Annotated in this window: 20 protein-coding genes; 11 read left to right on the top strand and 9 right to left on the bottom strand. The window is 69.0% G+C overall.

Going from position 1 to position 21,849, the window contains the following annotated elements:
- Positions 1 to 10 precede the first annotated feature (10 nt).
- Entirely contained in the window at positions 11 to 955 is a 945-nt protein-coding gene (locus ACWGCN_RS32885; RefSeq protein ID WP_452459708.1) for a LysR family transcriptional regulator, read from the bottom strand.
- Positions 956 to 1,005: 50 nt separating this feature from the next.
- On the opposite strand from ACWGCN_RS32885, the gene ACWGCN_RS32880 reads away from it, so the two are divergent.
- Positions 1,006 to 1,695 (top strand): type 1 glutamine amidotransferase domain-containing protein, encoded by a 690-nt coding sequence (locus tag ACWGCN_RS32880; RefSeq protein ID WP_452459707.1) that lies wholly within the window; start codon positions 1,006 to 1,008, stop codon positions 1,693 to 1,695.
- Positions 1,696 to 1,803: 108 nt separating this feature from the next.
- Here ACWGCN_RS32880 and ACWGCN_RS32875 read toward each other — a convergent pair whose 3' ends face one another.
- Together ACWGCN_RS32875 and ACWGCN_RS32870 are read right to left on the bottom strand one after the other, a co-directional pair.
- A complete protein-coding gene (locus ACWGCN_RS32875) occupies positions 1,804 to 2,436 on the bottom strand; it encodes an HD domain-containing protein (protein ID WP_387442298.1) in 633 nt (210 codons plus the stop codon).
- 89 nt (positions 2,437 to 2,525) lie between these two features.
- A complete protein-coding gene (locus ACWGCN_RS32870; RefSeq protein WP_452529169.1) occupies positions 2,526 to 3,257 on the bottom strand; it encodes an NADPH-dependent F420 reductase in 732 nt (243 codons plus the stop codon).
- Positions 3,258 to 3,285: 28 nt separating this feature from the next.
- On the opposite strand from ACWGCN_RS32870, the gene ACWGCN_RS32865 reads away from it, so the two are divergent.
- Together ACWGCN_RS32865 and ACWGCN_RS32860 are read left to right on the top strand one after the other, a co-directional pair.
- Positions 3,286 to 3,930, top strand: coding sequence for a LysE family translocator (locus ACWGCN_RS32865; protein ID WP_378992315.1), 645 nt, complete (start codon positions 3,286 to 3,288; stop codon positions 3,928 to 3,930).
- Positions 3,931 to 3,952: 22 nt separating this feature from the next.
- Positions 3,953 to 4,801 carry an SGNH/GDSL hydrolase family protein gene (locus tag ACWGCN_RS32860; RefSeq protein ID WP_452459705.1) on the top strand — a complete coding sequence of 283 codons (849 nt, stop codon included), beginning with the start codon at positions 3,953 to 3,955 and terminating at the stop codon, positions 4,799 to 4,801.
- Between the two features lie 10 nt (positions 4,802 to 4,811).
- Here the strand turns inward: ACWGCN_RS32860 and ACWGCN_RS32855 are convergent, their stop codons facing one another.
- Entirely contained in the window at positions 4,812 to 6,434 is a 1,623-nt protein-coding gene (locus ACWGCN_RS32855; protein WP_449968605.1) for a PucR family transcriptional regulator, read from the bottom strand.
- A 108-nt stretch (positions 6,435 to 6,542) separates the two neighbouring features.
- Between ACWGCN_RS32855 and ACWGCN_RS32850 the strand changes: the two genes are divergently transcribed.
- Positions 6,543 to 8,033, top strand: a complete 1,491-nt coding sequence (locus tag ACWGCN_RS32850) for a CoA-acylating methylmalonate-semialdehyde dehydrogenase (protein ID WP_452459704.1) — start codon at positions 6,543 to 6,545, stop codon at positions 8,031 to 8,033.
- A gap of 17 nt (positions 8,034 to 8,050) precedes the next feature.
- Entirely contained in the window at positions 8,051 to 9,397 is a 1,347-nt protein-coding gene (locus tag ACWGCN_RS32845) for an aspartate aminotransferase family protein (protein WP_378992308.1), read from the top strand.
- Here the strand turns inward: ACWGCN_RS32845 and ACWGCN_RS32840 are convergent.
- Positions 9,387 to 9,971 (bottom strand): DUF1345 domain-containing protein, encoded by a 585-nt coding sequence (locus ACWGCN_RS32840; protein WP_378992306.1) that lies wholly within the window; start codon positions 9,969 to 9,971, stop codon positions 9,387 to 9,389. The genes ACWGCN_RS32845 and ACWGCN_RS32840 overlap by 11 nt on opposite strands.
- 99 nt (positions 9,972 to 10,070) lie before the next feature.
- On the opposite strand from ACWGCN_RS32840, the gene ACWGCN_RS32835 reads away from it, so the two are divergent.
- Complete coding sequence (locus ACWGCN_RS32835; protein WP_378992304.1) at positions 10,071 to 10,544, top strand: PPOX class F420-dependent oxidoreductase; 474 nt, start codon at positions 10,071 to 10,073, stop codon at positions 10,542 to 10,544.
- A gap of 18 nt (positions 10,545 to 10,562) precedes the next feature.
- Here ACWGCN_RS32835 and ACWGCN_RS32830 read toward each other — a convergent pair whose 3' ends face one another.
- Both ACWGCN_RS32830 and cobA read right to left on the bottom strand, forming a co-directional pair.
- Complete coding sequence (locus tag ACWGCN_RS32830; RefSeq protein ID WP_378628251.1) at positions 10,563 to 12,023, bottom strand: MFS transporter; 1,461 nt, start codon at positions 12,021 to 12,023, stop codon at positions 10,563 to 10,565.
- Positions 12,024 to 12,101: 78 nt separating this feature from the next.
- A complete protein-coding gene (gene cobA, locus ACWGCN_RS32825) occupies positions 12,102 to 13,343 on the bottom strand; it encodes a uroporphyrinogen-III C-methyltransferase (RefSeq protein ID WP_378992303.1) in 1,242 nt (413 codons plus the stop codon).
- A gap of 148 nt (positions 13,344 to 13,491) precedes the next feature.
- On the opposite strand from cobA, the gene ACWGCN_RS32820 reads away from it, so the two are divergent.
- On the top strand, positions 13,492 to 14,895 hold the full coding sequence (locus ACWGCN_RS32820) for a purine-cytosine permease family protein (RefSeq protein ID WP_452459703.1): 1,404 nt from the start codon (positions 13,492 to 13,494) through the stop codon (positions 14,893 to 14,895).
- Positions 14,896 to 14,973: 78 nt separating this feature from the next.
- Here ACWGCN_RS32820 and ACWGCN_RS32815 read toward each other — a convergent pair whose 3' ends face one another.
- The gene (locus ACWGCN_RS32815) at positions 14,974 to 16,506 is read right to left on the bottom strand and encodes a PucR family transcriptional regulator (RefSeq protein ID WP_452459702.1); all 1,533 of its coding nucleotides are present in this window, start codon (positions 16,504 to 16,506) and stop codon (positions 14,974 to 14,976) included.
- 85 nt (positions 16,507 to 16,591) lie between these two features.
- Here ACWGCN_RS32815 and ACWGCN_RS32810 point away from each other — a divergent pair, with 85 nt between their 5' ends.
- Both ACWGCN_RS32810 and ACWGCN_RS32805 read left to right on the top strand, forming a co-directional pair.
- Positions 16,592 to 17,059, top strand: a complete 468-nt coding sequence (locus tag ACWGCN_RS32810) for a nucleoside deaminase (RefSeq protein WP_378992299.1) — start codon at positions 16,592 to 16,594, stop codon at positions 17,057 to 17,059.
- Complete coding sequence (locus ACWGCN_RS32805) at positions 17,056 to 18,015, top strand: isopenicillin N synthase family dioxygenase (RefSeq protein ID WP_452459701.1); 960 nt, start codon at positions 17,056 to 17,058, stop codon at positions 18,013 to 18,015. Before ACWGCN_RS32810 ends, ACWGCN_RS32805 begins: the two co-directional genes overlap by 4 nt.
- Before the next feature lie 16 nt (positions 18,016 to 18,031).
- Here the strand turns inward: ACWGCN_RS32805 and ACWGCN_RS32800 are convergent, their stop codons facing one another.
- Positions 18,032 to 19,387: a DoxX family protein gene (locus ACWGCN_RS32800; protein WP_452459700.1), complete on the bottom strand. Its 1,356-nt coding sequence runs from the start codon at positions 19,385 to 19,387 to the stop codon at positions 18,032 to 18,034.
- Positions 19,388 to 19,580: 193 nt separating this feature from the next.
- Between ACWGCN_RS32800 and ACWGCN_RS32795 the strand changes: the two genes are divergently transcribed.
- Complete coding sequence (locus ACWGCN_RS32795) at positions 19,581 to 20,705, top strand: phosphotransferase family protein (protein WP_387442269.1); 1,125 nt, start codon at positions 19,581 to 19,583, stop codon at positions 20,703 to 20,705.
- 14 nt (positions 20,706 to 20,719) lie between these two features.
- Complete coding sequence (locus ACWGCN_RS32790) at positions 20,720 to 21,811, top strand: hypothetical protein (protein ID WP_378992295.1); 1,092 nt, start codon at positions 20,720 to 20,722, stop codon at positions 21,809 to 21,811.
- Positions 21,812 to 21,849 lie beyond the last annotated feature (38 nt).

Here is a 21,849-nt window from a genome sequence, read left to right as displayed (position 1 = left end):
CGCTTGCCTGTCAAGCGCCGCACCCCGCCCGCCAACCTCGCGCCGCCTCCACCAACCGGGCGCGAACCACGTCGACGTGCGGTCGCGACGGTGCGCCGATCCGGCGGGCCAGGAAGCCGGTGTTGATCGGCGGGTCGGCGGGATCGAGCAGCGTGACCAGCGTTCCGTCGGCCAGTTCCCGGCCGCACAGGTAGTGCGGAAGCACGCTGATCCCCGCCCCCGAGGTGACAGCGGCCAGTACCGCGCGCAGATCGCCGACGATCAGGGCGGGCTCGGTTTCCAGGCGGGTCTCGAAGACATGGCGCCAGTAGCGACGCAGGATCGGCAGATCGGCGGCGTAGCTGACGAGCGGGATGCCGTCGAGCGCGATCGGGCCCTCGGTCCGCAGACGGTCGGCGTCGATCCGGTCGGCGATCGACGGGGCTGCGACGAGCAGGAATTCCTCGTCGACGAGCGGTTCCGCCAGCACGGTCCGACCGCGCGGGCGGGTGGTGGCGAAGACCAGGTCCAGCGCCCCCGAATGCAATCGAGCGAGCAACTCGTCGGTCAGGCCGGTACTGACCGTGAGCCGCACACCGTCGGCGACCAACGGCGACAACGCGGGCACGATCTTGGCGGCCAGCATCTCCGCCGGTCCACCGAGCAGCACCGGCGGCTCGGGCGGGGCCGCCTGAGCGGTCGCCGCACCGCTGACGACCGCCTCCAGCTCCTCGAGTGGACCGCCCACCCGCGCCGCGAGCTCGTGACCGGCAGCGGTCGGCGTCACCCCGCGAGGCAGGCGTTCGAACAGCGGCCTGCCGAGGTGCCGTTCGAGCGCCTGGATCTGCGTGGTCACTGTCGGCTGGGACAGCCCGACCTGGGCGGCGCCCGCGGTGAGCGAGCCGGTGCGGAACACGGCAAGGAAGGTCCGCAGCTGCACCAGATCCATCGACCCATCGGCTGACCTATGTCTCATATAGGCAATCCTATTGGTCAGGAGATGCCATCAACCCTAGCGTTGTTCCCATGGCACACATCCTGTTCGTTCTCACCGGCACTGATCATTGGACACTGGCCGACGGCACCGAACATCCCACCGGCTACTGGGCCGAGGAATTCACGGCGCCCTATGCGGCCTTCACCGCCGCGGGCCACACCGTTACCGTGGCGACCCCGGACGGCGTTGTCGCGACCGTCGACCAGGCCAGCCTGGCCCCCGAGGTCAACGGTGGCGCCGACGGTGCGGCGGCGGTCGCCGAAATCCTGTCCGGCGCCGACGCATTGCGGAATCCGCTCACTCTCGACAAGGTCGACCTCGCCGACTACGACGCCGTCTTCTATCCCGGCGGACACGGCCCGATGCAAGATCTCGCTGTCGACCCGGTCTCGGGCACCCTGCTCGTCAACGCCCTTGCCTCCGGCAAACCGCTCGGCATCGTCTGCCACGCCCCCGCCGCGCTACTCGCCACCGCCGAGTCGGGCAACTCCCCCTTCGCCGGCTACCGCCTCACCGCGTTCAGCAATGCCGAGGAAACCCAGGCGGGCTTCGCCGACAAGGCGAAGTGGCTGCTTCAGGATCGACTGGTCGCACTCGGTGCCGACTACCGCGAAGGCGACCCGTGGGCCCCGCACATCGAGGTGGACCGCAATCTCTACACCGGCCAGAACCCCGCCTCCGCGGGCCCGCTGGCCGCCGAAATGCTCACCGCCCTCTGACAGACAGCGCCGTATCGACCGGCTGCGGCCGTCGACGACCGCAGCCGGTGCCGCCTTGTCCGGTAACCCGGGACCACCGGAGCCACCGAGACAGGGGCAGTCGGCCGGTCAGCCGATCTCCGCGGTGAGTTCGGCGAGTTCCGCGGCGAGGTTGGCACGAGCGATCGCCTCGTACCGGTCGTGGGCGAGGTCGGTGCGGAAAAGGCGAGGCTGGTCGGCCAGATTGCGCAGCACCGAGGCGCGCCCGGCCCGGAACAGATCGTCGGGCACGTGGGCGTATTCGGCGCGGATCGCGGTGGTGTAGGCGGCGTATTCCTGCGGACTACCGCCGAGCACAACGAGGTCGGCATCACAGAGCACCGCGCCGTTCGCGTCACCGGGCTGTGGACGGTGCCCACGGGTCACAACCACGAGCCGCACTACCTCCTCGACCAATTCCGGTGCGGCACCGAGTGATTCGAGGATGTCACGGCCCAGGTCGGCGCTGCGCTCCTCGTTGTCGGCCCGGGCGACGGCGTAGATCGCGTCGTGGAAGAACGCCGCGTAGCGCACGGCGTCGATATCGGTTGCGGCATCGGCCAATTCGTCGATGGCCGCGAGCATCACCGCCAGGTGCGTGCCGGTGTGGTAGCGGCGGTGCGGTTCGCTGTAGCGCCCCACTACTCCGGCACCGATCTGTTCGGCCCCGATCCCGGCCAATGCGATCCACCGGTCCATCAGGTTCTGTGACAACGCACTCATACAACAAGTTTCGTCGTCGGTACCGACACCCACAACCCCCCGAAACTGGTCGTCCGGCCGACCGCGGCCGGCCGGACGACGCTCAGCGCTCAGACCTCGGCGGCGGCGAGGGCCGCACGCACCTCCTCGGCGCCCGCGGGCTTCGAGGCGGGCGGCCAGTTGTCGTCGGCGGCATAGGGGCGTACGTAAACCGGGGTATCCCGTTGGGAGCGGCGGCTTTCGGCGAGGGACCCACCGTCGACCACGTCATAGCCGATGGCGTCGATGAGGTCGGTGGCGAGCTTCTTGGCGTCGGGGTCGTCGCCGAACACGGGCAGGGCAGACCGGTCCGCGGCACCGACCGGGCGCGCGAGTTCGGCGAGGTTGGCGTAGGCGATGTTGTTGAACGCCTTGACCACCTTCGATTCCGGCAGGTGGCGTTGCAGCAGTTCGCTGGTGGTGGTCTGGTCGGCGTCGAGTTCGGGGAAGGCGCCGTCGCGGTCGGGATAGTAGTTGTTGGTGTCGAACACGACCTTGCCCGCGAGCGGTGCGACCGGTACGTCCCGATACGCCTTCAACGGCACCGTGACCACCACATAGTCGCCCGCTTCGGCCGCTTCGGCCGGGGTACCCGCCCGGGCCCGCGGACCCAGCTCGGCGACCAGATCCGCCAGGGTCTGCGGTCCGCGTGAGTTGCTGAGCACCACGTCATAACCCGCGTCCACCGCCAGCCGCGCGACGGTGGATCCGATATGTCCGCTACCGATCAATCCGAGTGTCGTCATGCGCAGCACAACCGCCACCACCGCATCGTTGTTCCCGCGCACCGCGGCCGTTGTCACCGCGCCCACCGCCGGATAGCGTGGGGCGATGGTGTCGTCGGCTCATCTGGTCTCGTTCGCGGGTTTGGCGTTTCTGCTGGTGATCGTGCCCGGACCCAGCGTCTTGTTCACGATCGGCCGGGCACTCACCGTCGGGCGACGATCGGCGCTGATGACCGTGCTGGGCAATGCGGTTGGGGTGTACGGCCAAGTCGTGGCAGTCGCGTTCGGGTTGGGCGCGGTGGTGGCGGCGTCGGCGGCGGTGTTCACCGCGATCAAACTGGTCGGCGCCGCCTATCTGGTCTATCTCGGCGTGCAGGCGATTCGCCATCGTGACGCGCTACGGACCGCCTTTCACGCCGAGCAGGACGTGGCCGCGCACAGTCCGATGGCGGCGTTGCGCGACGGCGTGATCGTCGGGGCCGCCAACCCGAAGACCATCGTCTTCCTGGCGGCGCTGCTGCCACAGTTCGTGGATACCACGCACGGTGCGGTCCCTCAGCAGATGTTGATCCTCGGGCTCTGCATTCCCGTGTTCGGCCTGATCTTCGACTCGCTCTGGGCGTTCGCGGCCGGGTCGGCACGGTCCTGGTTCGCGCGGTCGCCACGCCGTCTCGCCGCCATCGGCGGTACCAGTGGTCTGGTGATGATCGGGCTCGGCACGTCACTCGCTCTCACCGGTCGCAAAGACTGAACCACAACCGTCAGGATCTTCGATGAAGAGCTTGCTGCTCACCGGCGCTGTGGCGCTGATGGTCTCGGTGTCGACGCATGCGGTGGCACAGGCCGAGGTGCGGCCGGGCGCCACCTACGTCGCGCTCGGTGATTCCGGGGCAGCCACCACCGGTGCGGTCGATCTCGACGTGACGGCTCCGCTGCGCTGTGTGCGGTCCACCGCCAACGCGCCGAAGCTGGTCGCCGAAAAACTCGGGCTCGGGCTGGACGACCGGACCTGCAGCTCGGCGAAGATCCCGGATCTGTACGGGTCGCAAGGCGCCGGGATCGACCCCCAGTTCGACGCACTCGGTCCCGCCACCCGGATCGTCACCCTGCACATGGGCGCCAACGACGCCGGCATGACCGAGTTCATCCTCGGCCACTGTCACGCGGGAGCACTCAGCGGTGGTTGTGCCGCCGAGGCAGATCCGGAGTGGGACAACAGGATAGACGCGATCGCGCCCGCCTACGCCGCCGCGCTGGCCGACATCACCCGGCGCGCACCCGAGGCGACCGTTTTCGTCGACGGGTGGCCCACCTATCTCACGAACACCAGCTGCCCGGCCATGCTCGGCCTGCTTCCCGCCGACGCCGCCTACATCCAGTCCAAGTTCGAACGCCTCAACACCGTCGTCGCGCGGGCGGCCGCCGACCACGGCGCCGTGTACATCGATACCGTCACCGCCTCCCGCGAATTCGGGATGTGCGCCGACCCTGGCGTCCGCTGGTTCGATCCGATTCTCGCCGATCAGACCCTGCTCCCCTATCACCCCACCCTCGCGGGCCAACGGGGCGTCGCGGACCTGATCGTCGCCGCCGTCGAGTCGACCGGAGTCCTTTCCCGCTGACCCCTGCGGTCTAGAGCTTCGCGCCACCCGCGGTGAGGTCGCGCACGAGCAGCGCGGCGTGCAGGGAGGTGCGCGATTCACCGTCGTCGAGGTCGACGGCGAGGACGCGTTCGATGCGGGCGAGACGGTCGTAGAGGGTGGGCCGGCTGATCGCGAGCGCCTTGGCGAGCTCGGTCTTGTTGCCCGCCAGGTCGAGGAAGCGGCGCAGCGTACCGGTGAGGTCGGCGGTGTGGCGGATGTCGTAGCGCAGCAGTGCCCCGAGTTCGGCCTCGGCGAAACTCTGCACGCCGGGCTCGTCGCGGATCAGCGACAGCAGACCGCGCAGACGAATATCCGCGCTGCGGAAGAACGCGCGATTCGCCGCCGCGGTCATCGACAGGGCTACCTCGGCGACACCCGCGGCATGCGCGAGCCTGCCCGCGGTGTCGAGGAGGGAATCGGAGTCGGCGCCGACGCCGACGACCGCACGACGCACGTTGTCGACCCGGCCGACCTCGGCCAGCACCGCCGAACACACCGTCGCCAGTCGGCCGTCGACGTCGCCGCCCCGCGGCACCGCGAGGATCACGGTGACCTGCTCCCCATCGGAGCCACCGCGGGTTCGCCGATGTTCCGCCGCGCTGAGCGCCGACGCGTCGACCAGGCCGAGCGCATGCGTCACCGCTTCGACGATGGCCTCGCTCCGTCGTTGCGCCGCCACCGGATCCGGCGCCGGCTCGGTATCGATCTCGATCGCCAGCGGCACATAACGAGCCCGGCGGTGCAGACCGAGGGCGGCCGCGCGCGCCTGCGCGTCGCGCTCGTCGATCACCCGGCCCTCCACCAAATCGGCGATCAGGCCGGTCTGGGCCTGGCGGTGCAGGCCGAAACGGTCCTTGTCGATCATCCGGTGCAGGGTGATGGTCTGCGCGGCGCGTTCGAGGACCATGCCCACCCGCGCGGTGTGGGCATGGTCGGTGCGCAGGATCAGCCTGCCCCAGCGCTGTGTGTGCGGTCCGACGCCGACCACACCGGACCCGTCGGGCAGCATCCGCGACACCGATTCCCAATCATCGAGCAGCGCGGCCGAACTGGTGTGGCGGGCGGTAGCCGCCAGCACCCGATGCGACAGGTCTTCCAGCACCACCGACGCGTCGAGCATGCTCGCGGCCGTGTGCACGATCTCGGCCAGCGCGGCGCGGCGCACGCTCAGCTCGGTGAAGGTCTCGTGCACGGTGCGCGCGAATTCGAGTTCGGCGTATTGGTCGGCGACGATCGCCCGATGGACGGCTTCGGTGATCTCCACGAAGCGGGTCACCCGGTGCAGCACGATCACCGGCAACCCGAGTTCGGCGGCCGTGGCGGCAACGACGGGACCCAGCTCGCTCACGTAGCTGCCCAGCTCCACGACCAGTCCCGCGACGCCGGCGGCGGACAGCGATCTCAGGTAGACGATCCGCGCCTGCTCGGGAGCGGCGAGCGCCTGCCCGGTGGTCAGGATCAACTCCGAGCCGACCAGGAGGTCGGCCACCTCGGCCTGGTCGCTGACATGCACCCAGCGCACCGCCCGGTCCAGGTTCGCGGCACAGACGACCTCGGGTTGCCCGGCCTGCATCACCGGCGTCGCGAGCACATCGGCCACGGTCATCAGCATTGACGAATCGTAATATGAATGCCGTGATTGTGTACATATCGTCGGCCCGCCAGCAGCTCAGGATGGACCAGGGTGGAAGCACCACACCACCGGCGAAACGAGGCATTCATGCAGTCCATCGGGCACTGGATCGACGGCAAATCGGTCAGCGGCAGCAGCGAGACCACCGCGCCGGTGACCAATCCCGCCACCGGCGCCGTCACCGGGGAGCTGGCGCTGGCCAATGTGGCCGACACCCGCGCCGCGATCGACGCCGCGACGATGGCCTTCGCCTCCTGGCGTGACTCCTCGCTCACCCGCCGCACCCAGGTGCTGTTCCGCTTCCGCGAACTCCTGGCCGAGCGGAAGACCGAACTGGCCGCGGTGATCACCGCCGAACACGGCAAGGTGGCCGCCGACGCGCTCGGCGAGGTGACCCGTGGGCTCGAAGTCGTCGAATTCGCCTGTGGTGTCCCGCATCTGCTCAAAGGCGGCTTCACCGAGAACGCCTCGACCGATGTCGACATCTACTCGATCCGGCAGCCGCTGGGTCCGGTCGCGATCATCGCACCGTTCAACTTCCCCGCCATGGTGCCGATGTGGTTCTTCCCGCTGGCGATCGGCGCGGGCAACACCGTGGTGCTCAAGCCGAGCGAGAAGGACCCGTCGGCGGCGCTGTGGCTGGCGCGGCTGTGGCAGGAGGCAGGCCTGCCCGACGGTGTGTTCAATGTCGTGCAGGGCGACAAGGTCGCCGTCGACGAGCTCCTGGACAACCCGGCCGTCAAGGCCGTCTCGTTCGTCGGCTCGACCCCGATCGCCAAGTACGTGTACCAGCGCGGCACCGCGGCGGGCAAGCGGGTGCAGGCGCTCGGCGGCGCGAAGAACCACATGGTGGTACTGCCCGACGCCGATCTGGACCTGGCCGCCGATGCCGCCGTGAACGCCGGTTTCGGGTCGGCGGGTGAGCGGTGCATGGCGATCAGCGTGGTCGTCGCCGTCGGCGGGGTGGCCGACGATCTGGTCACCAAGATCAGTGCACGAGCCGCGAACATCGTCACCGGTGACGGCACCGGTGGCGCCGAGATGGGCCCGCTGATCACCCGGGCGCACCGCGACCGGGTGGCCGAGTACATCGACGCGGGCGAGACGGCCGGTGCCCGGGTGGTGCTCGACGGGCGCAATCTCACCGTCGACGGCGCACCGGACGGATTCTGGCTGGGCCCCACGATTCTCGACGAGGTCACTCCGACCATGAGCGTCTACACCGACGAGATCTTCGGCCCGGTGCTGTCGGTCGTGCGGGTCGGCACCTATGAGGAGGCGGTGGCGCTGATCAACGCGAACCGCTACGGCAACGGCACCGCCATCTTCACCAACGACGGCGGCGCGGGACGACGGTTCCAGCACGAGGTGGAGGTGGGTATGGTCGGCATCAACGTCCCGATCCCCGTGCCGATGGCCTATTTCAGCTTCGGCGGCTGGAAGAATTCCCTGTTCGGTGACTCGCACGCGCACGGCACCGACGGCGTGCACTTCTTCACCCGCACCAAAGCGGTCACCACCCGCTGGCTCGACCCGAGCCACGGTGGGCTGGAACTCGGTTTCCCACAGAACAAGTGACTCCAGGAGACTTCGCCATGACGCTTTCCGAAGAGGCCGCTCGCGCCTACGAGCTCGACCGCCGCCACGTCTTCCATTCCTGGTCCGCGCAGGCGACTCTCACGCCGACGGTGCTCACCGCCGCCGAGGGGTGCTACGTGTGGGACGGCGAGGGCAACCGCCTGCTCGACTTCTCCTCGATGATGGTGAACACCAATATCGGTCACCAGCATCCGAAGGTCGTGGCCGCGATCCAGGAGCAGGCGGCCAAGCTGTGCACTGTCGCACCCTCGTTCGTCAACGATGCCCGCTCGGAAGCGGCCCGTCTGATCAGCGAACGCACGCCCGGTGACCTCGACACGATCTTCTTCACCAACGGCGGCGCCGACGCCGTCGAGCACGCCGTCCGGATGGCGCGACTGCACACCGGCCGCTACAAGGTGCTCTCGCGCTACCGCTCCTACCACGGCGGCACCGAGACCGCGGTGAACCTCACCGGCGACCCGCGCCGCTGGCCCAACGACCACGGCAACACCGGCACCGTGCACTTCTTCGGCCCGTTCCTGTATCGCTCGGAGTTCCACGCCACCGACGAGGCGCAGGAAACCGAACGCGCGCTGGCACATCTGGAACGCACCATCGAGATGGAGGGTCCGGCCACCATCGCCGCGGTCGTCCTGGAGTCGGTCCCGGGCACCGCGGGCATCATGGTGCCGACCACGGAGTACATGCGTGGAGTGCGCGCGCTGTGCGACAAGCACGGCATCGTCTTCATCGCCGACGAGGTGATGGCAGGCTTCGGCCGGACCGGAAAGTGGTTCGCCATCGACAATTTCGATGTCGTGCCCGATCTGATCACCTTCGCCAAGGGCGTGAACTCCGGGTATGTCCCGCTCGGCGGCGTGGCGATCAACGCGGCCATCGCGGCGACCTTCGCCCACCGCCCGTATCCCGGCGGGCTCACCTATTCCGGTCATCCGCTGGCCACCGCCGCTGCCGTCGCGACGATCAACGCGATGGCCGAGGAAGGCATTGTCGAGAACGCCGCCGACATCGGCGCGACGGTCATCGGGCCCGGCCTTCGTGAACTGGCGCAACGGCATCCGAGCATCGGCGAAGTCCGCGGGCTCGGTGTCTTCTGGGCCGTCGAGCTGGTCCGGAACCGGGCCACCCGCGAGCCACTGGCCCCCTACGGCGGCACCAGCCCCGCGATGAACGAACTGGTGGCCGCCTGCCGCGCAGGCGGGATGCTGCCGTTCGTCAATTTCAACCGCTTGCACGTGGTCCCGCCGTGCGTGATCACCGAGGCCGAGGCCAAGGAGGGGCTCGCCATCCTCGACCAAGCCCTCACCGTCGCCGACGCGCACACCGTCGCTACCCCTTGATCCAGTCGATCGCGATGGCGACGACGGCGGCGTTGAAGAAGAAACTCAGCACGCTGTGGGCGGTGACGCGCCGGCGCATCGACCGGTGCACCACCTTCACATCCGATACCGCGAACGACGTACCGATGGTGAACGAGAAGTACACGAACTCCGACAGCTGCGGCACCGGGCACTCCGGGAAACGCAGTCCCCCGTCGGCGAACTGGGCCCGCGCGTAGATCTGCGCGAACGCGGTGTGCAGGAGCAACCACGACATCAGCACCGTCGCCGCCGCGACGGCATTGTCGGCATCGCTGTCGCGGGCACCGATCATGATCATCCCGGCCGCCAGCCCGGCGCCACTGGCCACCACCGCGAAAGTGGTGGTGTACCAGCGTGGACCGATCCAGTCGATGGAGTCGTCGGGCAGGTCGCGGCGCAACAGCAGCCAGCCCGACGCGACATAGGCGACGGCCAGCAGATCCCAGACCAGCAGCAGGCCGATCCCGCCGGTTGTCCACGAGAAGAGCGACAACCAGACCACACCGAGGACGGTCAGCCCGAGCTCCAGTACCCACACCAGCGTGCGACTCATGGCCGCAACGTCTACCACGCCGCCGCGTGGACACACCGACACCGCGCCCGGCGGCGGCGTTTCCGCGCCGCGCGACTGGTCGACGCGCTCCGGCTACGCGTGACCACCGATCGAATCCTGACCGGAATTCCCCGGCCGGGCAATGCGTTGTCCAAGAGCGTGACCGATACCGCAGTGCTTTCCGATGAACTGAAGTCGTACCTCGACGAGGAGAAGGTCTACGCGACCGTCGCCACCGTCGGGCCCAACGGGCATCCGCATCTGACCGTGGTCTGGATCAAACGCGAGGGCGACGAACTGCTGTTCTCCACCACCGTCTCACGGCAGCAGGCCAAGAACCTGGTGCGTGACCCGCGGATCACCGTGATGGTGAACCCGCCGGAGCGGCCGTTCCTGTACGCCGAGGTACGCGGAACCGCCACCACCACACCGGATCCCGAGCGGGCGCTGCCGGACGAGATGTCGCTCAAATACACCGGCAAGCCGTATCGCGAGTTCAACCCGGCCTCGGTGGACGACGCCGAACGCGTCGTCATCCGCGTCACCCCCACCAAGGTCGCCGGACGCTTCTGACCAGCGGGCCCGGCGGAGTCAGCTCCGCTGGGCCTCTTCCTGCGCGTGCTGCGCCTGCACCAGCTGTTGCGGGGTGTAGCGCACGGTCAGCGCGACGAGCGCGGCGACGGCGGCGATGATCGCGCAGATGAACAGCACCAGGGTGTAGCCGCTGTTGAGCGCGTCGATCTCGGCGGGCGTCGTGTTCGCGCCGGGGGTATCGCTGCCGCCGAGCGACAGCGTGCGTGACGCCGCGATCGGGCTGAGCAGACCGATGGCGATCGGTGTCGCCAGGCTCATGAACATCTGGCCGACCGCCGAGAGCGGGCCGATGTTCGACGGCGGAACCCCGACCAGCACGCAGAGCGGAGCGAGCACGATCGCCATCCCGACGCCGAAGCCGATCACCAGCAGCAGGGCCAGCAGCGTCGGCAGGTACTGCACGTGCCGGTCCAGCGTCGACCCGAAGAACAGGCCGACGGCGAGCACCACACCCGCGGTGGCGAGCAACCAGCGCGGCGCGATCACCAACGCGGCCTTGGAGGCCACGGCACCGCCGACACCGATGCCGATGGTGAACGGGATCGAGGCGACACCGGCCAGCAGCGGGCTGTAGCCGAGCACGTTCTGCAGCAGCTGGGCGACGAAGAATGTCATCGCGCCGAGCACCGCACCGGCCAGGAAGATCAGAACGAAGGTGGCGACCCGGTCGCGGCTGTCGAACAGCGACCACGGCAGCAGCGGATCGGATTCGCGTCGCTCGGCGAAAACGAAGATCACCAGCAGGACGAAACCGCCGATCAGCGAACCAAGGATCAGCGGGCTCGTCCAGCCCATCGCCGGGCCCTCGGTGGCACCGAACACGATCGTCGCGCAGGCCAGGGTGCCCAGAATCGCGCCCTTGATGTCGAGCGGAGTGCGGTGGTGTTCGGTGTCGGTGAGCTTGTAGACCGCGCCGAGCACGATGAGCGCGCCGATCGGGACGTTGATCAGGAAGATCCAGCGCCACCCGACCTCGGTCAGCGCACCGCCGACGATGAGACCACCGACCGATCCGATGCCCGCCATCGAGCCCACGATCGCGATCGCCTGGTTCCTGGCCGGCCCGGGTGCGAAGGTGGTCGCGACCAGTGCGAACGCGGTCGGTGCCGCGATGGCGGCGCCCGCGCCCTGGAAGGCGCGCGAGATCAGCAGCATCGCCTCACCGGTGGCCAGACCGCACGCCAGCGAGGCGGCGGTGAACAGGCCGACACCGTAGATCAGCATGCGTTTGCGGCCGAACGCGTCGCCGAGCCTGCCACCGAGCAGCATCAACCCCGCGAAGGTGAGCCCGTAGGCGGTCACCGTCCACGCACTGCCCGAACTGGACAGCCCCATGTCCTGCTGCAGGCGCGGCAGGGCGAAGATCACGACGGTGCCGTCGAGCACCACCATGAACTGCAGACCGCTCAGCACGAGGATGGCCAGGCCGAACGCCCGCTGCTTCACCGGATACTGCATCGTCGCAGCGGGTTTATCGAGCACAGTGAGGCAGTGTAATTGGCGCACCGGCAACGAGTGGGCGCGCCGTCGGTGAAGCTAGTCGAGGCCGAAGCCGGCCGTGGGGCCGATGACGATGATCGCGGGCGGGCGGATGCCCTCTTCCTTGACCCGGTCGGCGACCGTGGCGAGGTCGGCGCGCACCACCCGCTGCGTGCGCAGCGTGCCTTCCTGGATGACCGCGGCCGGGGTATCGCTCGGGCGACCACCGGCGAGCAGGGCCGCGGCGAACTTGTCGATCCGCTCGACCGCCATCATCAGCACGATGGTGCCGCGCAGCTTGGCCAGTGCCGACCAGTCGACGAGCGAATCGGGATGTTCGGGGGCCACGTGTCCGCTCACGACCACGAACTCGTGGGTGACCCCGCGATGGGTCACCGGGATGCCTGCCGCGCCGGGCACCGAGATCGGGCTCGTGACACCGGGCACCACCGTCACCGGGATGCCTGCCTCCGTGCACGCCTCGAGTTCCTCGTAACCGCGACCGAACACGTACGGATCGCCGCCCTTGAGCCGGACCACGAACTTGCCCGCTTTGAAGCCCTCGACGAGCGCGAGGTTGATCGCCTCCTGCGCCATCGACCGGCCGTAGGGGATCTTCGCGGCATCGATCACCTCGACGTGCGGGCCCAGTTCGGCGAGCAGTTCCGGCGGGGCGAGCCGGTCAGCGACGACCAGATCGGCGCGCGCGAGGAGCCTGCGACCACGCACGGTGATCAGGTCGGGATCGCCGGGACCGCCGCCGACGAGCGCGACGCCTGGAGTCACCGGTTCCGAATCATCGGTCACCACACCCGATTGCAGCGCTTCGAGGAGGCCGTTGCGCACCGCGGCCGAGCGGCGGTGCGCGCCACCGGCGAGTACGCCGAGGGAGAGTCCGTCGTAGCGAGCGGTCGCGGGCGTGACCGCGGTGCCGTCGCGCGCGATGTCGGCGCGGACGCAGAAGATGCGCTTGGCGGTGGCTTCGGCGACCACCGCGGCGTTGGTCTCCGGTTCGTCGGTGCAGGCCATCGCGTACCAGGCGCCGTCGAGATCGCCGTCGGCGTAAGCGCGCAGTTCGACGGTGAGTTGCCCCGCCGTAGCCATGCCCTCCACCGCCGGGGTGACCGCCCGGCTGATCACGTGCACCTCCGCACCCGAGGCCACGAGCAGGCCGAGTCGGCGCTGGGCGACGGTTCCGCCGCCGACCACCACTACTCTGCGTGCACGCAGATCGAGCCCGACCAGGTAGTTCGGGTCGCCTGCGGGCGGGGTCGATGCGGTGTCAGCGGTGTTCGGCACAGTGTCCCAGCCTAGTTCCTGGCTCGGTGCGGCCCGAACGCACCCGCCGACAGACTCGGCGCCGATCGACGATCTGTCCGTCGGCGGACCCGTCTTGACGGACGATCCGTCGGTTGTCCACGACACGGGACCCGACGAATGTTCAAGAATGGCTACGACCGAAGACAACGCGCCCGCCGCGGACTACACCGATCGCGTGATCGCGGTGGAGCCCGGCGGCAACGAAACCATCCCCGAATCCGCCCGGCACGGCAGTCCGCGCGGGCTGCTGTGGACGTGGACCTCGCCCAATCTCGAGTTCGCCACGATCTTCATCGGGGTGCTGTCGGTGACCGTCTTCGGCATGAGTTTCTGGCAGGCGGCGCTCGGGCTGGCGGTCGGTATCGGTCTCGGTGCCGGGGCGCACTACGTGTTGTCCGCGCGTGGTCCGGTGTACGGCGTACCGCAGATGGTGCTGGGCCGCACGGCTTTCGGGTACCGCGGGAACGCGCTGCCCGCCACGTTCATGGCGATCATGTGCGGTGTCGGCTGGTTCGCCACCAACAGTGTGTCGGGCGCGTTCGCGTTGAACACGCTGACCGGTCTGCCGAAGGTTCCGTCGCTGGTGCTGATCGTGGTGTTGCAGACCGGTTTCGCGGTCTTCGGGCACAACCTGGTGCAGGCCTTCGAGCGGTTCGTCTTCCCGTTGCTGGCGGTGGTTTTCGTGCTGGTGACCGTCGTGATCGTCAGCAAGGCCGAGCTGACCGGCGCCGCGCCCGCGGGCGGTGTGGGTGGGATCGCCGGATTCCTGCTCACCGTCGGCACCGCCTTCGGCTACGCGGGCGGCTGGAACCCGTACGCGGCGGACTACTCCCGCTACCTGCCGACCGCGGTGTCGAAGGTCGCGACCGGCGGATACGCGGCGACCGGGCTGTTCGTCTCCTGCCTGTGGTTGTCGGCACTCGGGGCCGCGTCGGCGACCATCGTGAGCACGGCGACCGGGAGCCCCACGGACGTGTTCACCGCGAATCTGCCCGGCGCACTGGCGAATCTGACGCTGCTGGCCATCACCCTCGGCGCGATCGCGGCGAACGCGCTCAATGTGTACTCGGGGGCGATGGCGTTCGTGACGATCGGGGTGAAGCTGCCGGTGCGCACCCAGCGGGCGCTCGTCTCGGCGGTGTTCGGCGTGGTCGGCTTCCTGGTGGCGTGGTGGGCGCTGCCCGACGCGGCGGCCGGCTACGAGGCGTTCTTGCTGATCGTGGCCTACTGGATCGGGCCGTGGCTCGGTGTCGTGTTCGCCGACCAGTACCTGCGCCGCGGCACCGACATCCGCCCACTGCTCTACGACCGCGCCTCCACCAACCGGGGTGGAGTCGTGGCCTTCGCGACCGGCCTGGTGGTGTCGGTGCTGTTGTTCTCCAACCAGGCGAAGTTCACCGGCTACCTGGTGCGGGAGTTCCCGAATCTGGGCGACATCACCGTCTTCGTCGGATTCGCGCTGGCGGGTGGGTTGTACCTCTTCCTCACCCGGGGACGTGTCAGCGCCGACCGGGCGGTGGTCGCGGCGTGAGGCCCGTCGAGCCGGCAGCCGGCTCGGTCAGGTCAGCGGCCGGATGACCGGCTTCCCGCCCCGTGCTCGCGATCCGCGTCAGTTCGACACCCGGTGCGCGCTGAGCGCCAGCAGCAAGGTGGGGGTGAGTTCCGGTGCGGCGGGATCGAAGCCGAGAAGCGCTTTGATCCGGTCCAGGCGTTGGTAGAGCGATTGCCTGCCGATGTGGAGGGCGGCGGCGCATCGGGTGGCGCTGCCACCGTGACGCAGGAACGCTTCGAGCGTGGGGGTGAGAGCACTGTGATGGGCGGTGTCCCAGGCGATCAGCGGAGCGAGAGTGGTCTCGACGAGGCGGGCTCGGTCGGCAGCGGGCAGCGCGTCGACCAGCAGATCACCGGCCAGTGCGCGCCGGGTGGTGACGGGGCCGCTCTGCCCGGCGCGGTCGCGGCGCTGACGGACGGCCAGTCGTAGTGCCGGGCCTGTCGCAATGAGTGCGGCGGACAGACTCGCCGCTGTCGACTCCGCCGGGTCACCGACTACCAGGGTGACGCCATCGATGCTGTTGGTGGCACACGCTTTTCGCATCAGGTCCGCGACCTCGGCGACGGGATCGGTCGCCGAGGGGTCGGGTGCGAGCACCCCGTACACCGTCGCGTGCACCTCACCGATCACCCCGGGGCGCCCGAGTTCCTTGACCGCGCTGTCGAGCAGCCTGGCGGCGATCCGCGTGTCCGGTGCGTCGACCGCCACAGGGACCAGACGTAGCCCGGCCGTCGCACCGGCACCGGCCGCGGCCAGCCGCGCACGGAGGTCGGCCGGGCGGATCTGCTTGTCCGCCAGCAGATCCGCGAGCAACCGGGTGGCCACCCGGCGCGGCCGGCCGCTGGGGCCGGCGGATCGCGCGAGCGCCGGTCCCAGCACGGCGGCGGCACGGTCGAGGACTTCGCCCAGCGTCGTCGGATCCAGCGGTGAACCGGGACCGGCGGTGAGGGTGCCCCAGAAACTGTCGCGCACCGTGATCTTCGCGGTAGCTCCGGCGGATTCCACGGCGGCCCAGGCAGATCGATCATCGTCGACCCCGTGCGCCGCGACCAACGCGCCACTGCCCGCGGTGAGCACCACCGGGCACCCGGTCACCGCGCCGACCTTCGACAGCAGTCGCGCCGGGCCGTGCCCGGCACCGAGTTCGACCAGCAGCTCGCAGGTCAACCCGTCGACCACCCGCCGCATCCCCACTTCGCGCGAGACGATCACCGTATTGGCCGCGCGGCACAGGTCGATGAACGGCACCACGCTGCGCAAGGCGATCAGCGGCAGCCCCGCCCGCGAGGCCTCCGCGACCATGTCCGGCGGGACGGTGTCGAACGTGCGGCCCAGCTCGACCGCCACCCCGGCTACCGCGCGATCGGCGATCTCGCGCAAGTAGTGACGCCGGGTTCCGGCGTCGACGCCCGCCAATCCCAGCCCCGTCGTCAGCAGCAGCTCACCGCCCGAGAGCAGCGGGCTGATCTCGAAGATCTCGCTGGAGTGCACCCACCGCACGGCCCGGTCCAGCGACGAGCGCCCCGACAGCACCAGCGGGTCGGCCGCCAGGAACTGGTCGGCGAGCAGTTGTCGGACGGTGGGCAACATGCGGTCATCCTGTCATCGATCGACCGCACGGGTATGGACGAAATGTACGTTGCCGACCGGGCGAGCAGGCAGGACAGTGGAGTCCATGACACCGCCGGACGCACTCCTGGACGTGGCCTACGACGAAGCCCTGCGCGGGCTGGCCGAAGGGGGTGTCCCCATCGGCGCGGCCCTGTTCGACGCCGACGGCACTCTGCTGGGCCGCGGCCACAACCGCCGCGTACAGAACGACGATCCGAGTGTGCACGCCGAAACCGACGCCTTCCGCGCCGCGGGCCGACGCCGCGACTACGGGCCGACGATCATGGTCACCACGCTGTCCCCGTGCTGGTACTGCAGCGGCCTGGTACGCCAGTTCGGGATCGGCACCGTGATCATCGGCGAGGCGCGGACCTTCCACGGCGGCCACGACTGGCTGGCCGAACACGGGGTGACGGTGATCGTGCTGGACGACCCGCGCTGCGTGTCGCTGATGACCGACTTCATCGCCGAGCGCCCCGACCTGTGGTTCGAGGACATCGGCGTCGCGCCGACGAAGGAGACACCCGCATGAGCAGCATCGCCTCGGTCGATCTGGCCCGCTGGCGCACCGGCGGCGAGGTGGCCCGCACCGTGGAACGCGAGGTCGACGAAGGGCTGCGCCGGGCCGGCTTCCTCCTGGTGCACGGCCACGGCATCGACCCCGCGTTGCCCGCCGCGGTCCGGGCCGCCGCACGCCGGTTCTTCGCCCTGCCGGACGACGTGAAGCAGCGGTACGCGGTGGCCGTCGGCGGTCGTGGCTGGATCGGTCCCGGCCGCGAGGCCAACGGCTATGCCGAGGGCACCGAAACCCCGCCGGATCTGAAGGAGACCTTCGCCGTCGGCGCCGACACCGCGACCGGTGATCCGGCGATCGATCAGATGTGGTTCCTGCCGAATGTGTGGCCCACCGAGGTCGTGGAGCTGCGCGCGCTGCTGACCGAGTACACCGCCGCCGTGCGCACGCTGTCCGACGAACTGCTCGCCCTGTTCGCCGCGGCCCTCGCGCTGCCGGTCAACCCGTTCGCCGACCTGGCCGCACGCCCGACCTGGACCTGCAATATCAACCACTATCCGCCGATGACCGACGTCGGTGAGCCGGAGCCCGGCCAGTTCCGGATCGGTCCGCATACCGACTTCGGCACGGTGACGGTGCTCGACCGAGAACCCGGTGCGGGCGGGTTGCAGGTCTACACCGAGGCAGGCGGGTGGGCCGACGCTCCCTACGATCCGGCCGCGCTGACGGTGAACATCGGTGACCTGCTGGCCTATTGGAGCGGCGAGCGATGGCCGTCGGGTCGGCATCGGGTGCTGCCACCCCAGCCCGATGCCCCCGAGGAGGACCTGGTCTCGCTCATCTACTTCTACGAACTCGACCACGACGCGGTGGTGACTCCGCTGGCACCGCCGATCGGCCGGGTGGCGCAGGGGCCGCCGGTGGTGTCGGCCGAATTCCTCCGGATCCGGTTGGATGCCATCACAATCGGCTGACGCACCGGGCGCGCGATCATTCGAAGTACGGCTGGTTCTGCACCCAGCGGAAGTCTGTGCTGCGCAACGGGAACCGCTCGAGGTCGAGGCGGTCGAGAGTGACCGTGGCGGGCCGGCCGTCCAGTTCGCCACGCAATGTCAGCGTGTCGGCCGAGGGATGCTCGACGGTGAAGGTGGCGAAGGGCACCGGGGTTCCGTCGGCGCCGCTGGGTGCGGCGACGAGCGTCATCGTGGCGGCCGCCAGGTCGGTCGTGGCCGACACCGGCACCACCGAATCGTCCATTCGCTGGTATCCCGCCGAGCCCACGTCGATCACGAGGCGTTGCCAGCGCACCGGATCGGTGGCCAGCGGCGGGATCGGGGTCGCTTCGACGCTGAACTCGCGCACCTCCCAGATGCCGTACAGCTCGGGTTTCGGTGCACCGCCGCCGTATTCGCGCCAGCTCTGCATTCCCGCGTCGATCATGCCCGCCGTGATCCACAGTCCGACCACGACCTGCGCCACCGCCGCCCACCGGTTCGCCCGCGACGAGGAGAACAGCGGTGGCTGCACGGCCGGGCCCGAATCACGCTCCAGCACGAGGAAATTCGCGAGCCTGCGCGCCTGCGGGGCGAGCAGCACCAGCCCCATCAACAGCAGGTGCCCGGCCAGCATCTTCACCGGCACGTCGAAAGTCAGATTGAGCAGGAACACCTGCGCCATGCTGATCACGCCCAGCATGGCGCCCACCGTCGCGGTGCGTGGCCAGAACAGCAGCAGACCGGCGAGTACTTCGGCTGCGCCCAAAGCGATCTCGTAGGCGGGTGACGATCCGACCTGGGTCCACAGCATCGCCATCGGCGTCAGATCACCGACCCGGGCGAGCAATGTGGTCAGCGCGGGTTCGGGCATCTGCGTCGGGATGAGCTTGGCGAATCCGTAGAACAGCATCTGTCCGCCCACACACAGCCGCAGCGCCGTGAGAAACCAGCTCAGCAGTCGTGGATACGCGAGCCTGCGCCGGTCGAGCACCGACCACACCAGGGTGATCAGCACCGCGACCACCAGCAGCAGACCGCACTGGATCCAGATCGCGGCCTGGTCGCCGCTGCCGTTCATCGCCAGCTCGGCCTCCACCCCGAACACGTGCTCACCGATCCAGCTACTCACCGGATCGAGGGCCATGATCTGCCAGAGCATGGCCTCCTCGGGCAACCGCAGCGCGAGCACACCCAGGAAGACGAAGGTGATCTGAGCCATCCACAGACAGAAAAGGCCCAGGTACGCCACACTGAACCGGAAGGCGAGCCGGGTGATCGGATGCCACATCGGTGGCGGTGAGGGCGGGCTCGCGATGTCGTCGCGCGCACGCTCAATGGTCCCTGTGGTCACCCACGCCTCCTCATCGAGTTCGGTTGTTACCGAAGCTAATCGGAAGATACGGTGGAGCGCGTCGGGGAAAACCCCGATCTTTGCGCTGTCAACCCTGAGTCTCACTCAGCGATGCCGCCCTTACATTCCGGTCGGCCGTCCGGTACTCAGAAGTGACACACGTTACAGTTTTGCCGACAGGGGTACCCCGTAGATGTCCGAAGATCAGGATCCGGCCGCTCAGATGTCGCTCACCGTCAGCGAGCGCGATCTGGACGAGCTAGCCGGGAAGCTGGCTAGCTGGCTGACCGACAGGGTCGGCGCCGACGTGACGGTCAGCAATCTGAACAAACCGTCCAGCGGCGGCATGTCGAGCACAACCATCCTGTTCGACGCCGAATGGCCGGCGGACGGGGCCGCCGAACAGGGGTCCTTCGTCATCCGGATGGCGCCCGAGGACAGCTCGTTCCCGGTGTTCGAGTCCTACGACCTGGCGATGCAGTACCAGGTGATGGCCGGCGTCGCCGCGTCCTCCGAGGTCGCCGTGCCGACGCTGCGCTGGCTCGAACTCGACGATTCGGTGTTCGGCTCCCCCTTCATCGTGATGGAGCGGGTCGAGGGCAGGGCGCCGTCGGACAATCCGCCGTACGTGTTCTTCGGCTGGCTGTTCGACGCGACGGTCGCCGAGCGCGAGCTGGTGGCGGACGCGACGGTCGAGGTGATCGCCCAGGTGCACGCCATCGACAAGGTGGCCGAGCGCTTCCCGCTGCTCGACGGTGCGGGCACCGCGCTGCGCAGGCATTTCGAGGCCCAGCGCGCCTGGTACCGGTGGGCACTGACCGACCACGGTGTCGAGGTGCCGCTGATCGAGCGGACCTTCGATTGGCTCGAGGCCAACTGGCCGGCCGATCCCGGTCCCGAAGTGCTGAACTGGGGCGACGCTCGTCCCGGCAACATCCTGTTCGACGGGTTCACCCCGGCGGCCGTGCTCGACTGGGAGATGGCGACGTTCGCGCCACGCGAACTCGACCTCGGCTGGACCATCTTCATCCACCGGTTCTTCCAGGACATCGCCACCCGCTTCGACCAGCCGGGTCTGGTGGACTTCCTGCGCCGCGACGCGGTGGTGGCGAAATACGAGGAACTGACCGGGCATTCGGTCCGGAATCTGGACTTCTACATCGTCTACGCCGCGCTGCGGCACGCGATCGTGATGGCCAGGATCAAGTGCCGGATGATCCATTTCGGCGAGGACACCGTGCCCGCCGAACTCGACGACTACGTGATGCACCGCCTCACCCTCGAGGCGTTGCTCGACGGCACCTACGAATGGGACTGACTATGCGCGCGATCATGCCCGTCCCCCTGGACGAATACCCGGTCCATCAGACTCCGCTGTCGCTGGCCAGGGTGGCCACCAGCGACCGGAACTTCTACGACCGCTATTACTTCAACGCCTTCGACCCGGCCGGCGACGCGATGCTGATCACCGGGTTCGGCGTGTACCCGAACCTCGGGGTGGTCGACGCGTTCGCGACGGTGCGCCACGGTGACGCCCAGCGCAGCGTGCGCTTCTCCGACGCGCTCACCTCGCGCGATCTGACCACCGCCGTCGGCGGCTACCGGATCGAGGTGATCGAGCCGCTCCAGAAGCTCCGAGTGGTCTGCGAGCACGACGATCTCGGGTTCGATCTGACCTGGACCGGTGCGCAGCCCGCCGTGCAGGAGCAGCCGCACCTGATCCTGTCCGGCACCAAGCCGATCATCGAGGCCTCGCGCTTCGCCCAATCGGGTTCGTGGGAGGGCACTCTCGCGGTCGACGGCATCGACTACCCGGTCGACCCGGCGGTGTGGACGGGCAGCCGCGATCGATCCTGGGGCATCCGGCCCTCCGGTGAGCCCGAACCCGCAGGCAGGCCGACCGGCATGGACGGTTTCTGGTGGCTGTACGCGCCGCTGCGGTTCCAGGATTTCTCGATCGTGGTGATCGTGCAGGAGGAGCCCGACGGCACCCGCACCCTCAACAACGCGGTGCGGATCTGGAACGACGGGCGCAAGGAACAACTGGGCTGGCCGCGCATGCACTGGACCTACGAGTCCGGCACCCGGCACCCGAAATCCGTGCGCCTGGACATGACCACCCCCGACGGGAAGCCGCTCGAGGTCGAGATCGAGTCGCGCCCCGGGATCGCCCTGCACGTCGGCTGCGGTTACGGCGCCGACCCCGACTGGACCCACGGCCGCTGGATGGGCGAGAACTGGTCGCTGTCGAGCGCCTACGACCTCACCGACCCCGCGATCAAGGGCCGTACCCCCTACGGCGTGATCGACCACATCGGCTACGCCCGCTGTGGTGATCTCGAAGGCTGGGGCCTGTTCGAACACGCCTCCATGGGCCGCCACGACCCCACGGGTTTCGCCGATTGGTCTTCCGTCGCCCCTTGACGGAACTCTCGTGCGAGAAGAAAAGGCGCCGCCGCGAC

The sequence above is a fragment of the Nocardia sp. NPDC055050 genome (genome assembly GCF_053608345.1).
Note: the sequence above shows the minus strand (reverse complement) of the source record. Positions and strands in the feature narration are given on the sequence as shown.

Excerpts from the sequence above, each read along its gene's own strand:
- ACWGCN_RS32810 (WP_378992299.1), top strand. The coding sequence starts at position 16,592 with ATGACACCGCCGGACGCACTCCTGGACGTGGCCTACGACGAAGCCCTG.
- ACWGCN_RS32885 (WP_452459708.1), bottom strand. The coding sequence starts at position 955 with ATGAGACATAGGTCAGCCGATGGGTCGATGGATCTGGTGCAGCTGCGG.
- ACWGCN_RS32845 (WP_378992308.1), top strand. The coding sequence starts at position 8,051 with ATGACGCTTTCCGAAGAGGCCGCTCGCGCCTACGAGCTCGACCGCCGC.
- ACWGCN_RS32875 (WP_387442298.1), bottom strand. The coding sequence starts at position 2,436 with ATGAGTGCGTTGTCACAGAACCTGATGGACCGGTGGATCGCATTGGCC.
- ACWGCN_RS32790 (WP_378992295.1), top strand. The coding sequence starts at position 20,720 with ATGCCCGTCCCCCTGGACGAATACCCGGTCCATCAGACTCCGCTGTCG.
- ACWGCN_RS32840 (WP_378992306.1), bottom strand. The coding sequence starts at position 9,971 with ATGAGTCGCACGCTGGTGTGGGTACTGGAGCTCGGGCTGACCGTCCTC.
- ACWGCN_RS32830 (WP_378628251.1), bottom strand. The coding sequence starts at position 12,023 with ATGCAGTATCCGGTGAAGCAGCGGGCGTTCGGCCTGGCCATCCTCGTG.
- ACWGCN_RS32880 (WP_452459707.1), top strand. The coding sequence starts at position 1,006 with ATGGCACACATCCTGTTCGTTCTCACCGGCACTGATCATTGGACACTG.
- ACWGCN_RS32860 (WP_452459705.1), top strand. The coding sequence starts at position 3,953 with ATGAAGAGCTTGCTGCTCACCGGCGCTGTGGCGCTGATGGTCTCGGTG.
- ACWGCN_RS32820 (WP_452459703.1), top strand. The coding sequence starts at position 13,492 with ATGGCTACGACCGAAGACAACGCGCCCGCCGCGGACTACACCGATCGC.
- ACWGCN_RS32805 (WP_452459701.1), top strand. The coding sequence starts at position 17,056 with ATGAGCAGCATCGCCTCGGTCGATCTGGCCCGCTGGCGCACCGGCGGC.
- ACWGCN_RS32850 (WP_452459704.1), top strand. The coding sequence starts at position 6,543 with ATGCAGTCCATCGGGCACTGGATCGACGGCAAATCGGTCAGCGGCAGC.
- ACWGCN_RS32815 (WP_452459702.1), bottom strand. The coding sequence starts at position 16,506 with ATGTTGCCCACCGTCCGACAACTGCTCGCCGACCAGTTCCTGGCGGCC.
- ACWGCN_RS32865 (WP_378992315.1), top strand. The coding sequence starts at position 3,286 with ATGGTGTCGTCGGCTCATCTGGTCTCGTTCGCGGGTTTGGCGTTTCTG.
- ACWGCN_RS32855 (WP_449968605.1), bottom strand. The coding sequence starts at position 6,434 with ATGCTGATGACCGTGGCCGATGTGCTCGCGACGCCGGTGATGCAGGCC.
- ACWGCN_RS32795 (WP_387442269.1), top strand. The coding sequence starts at position 19,581 with ATGTCCGAAGATCAGGATCCGGCCGCTCAGATGTCGCTCACCGTCAGC.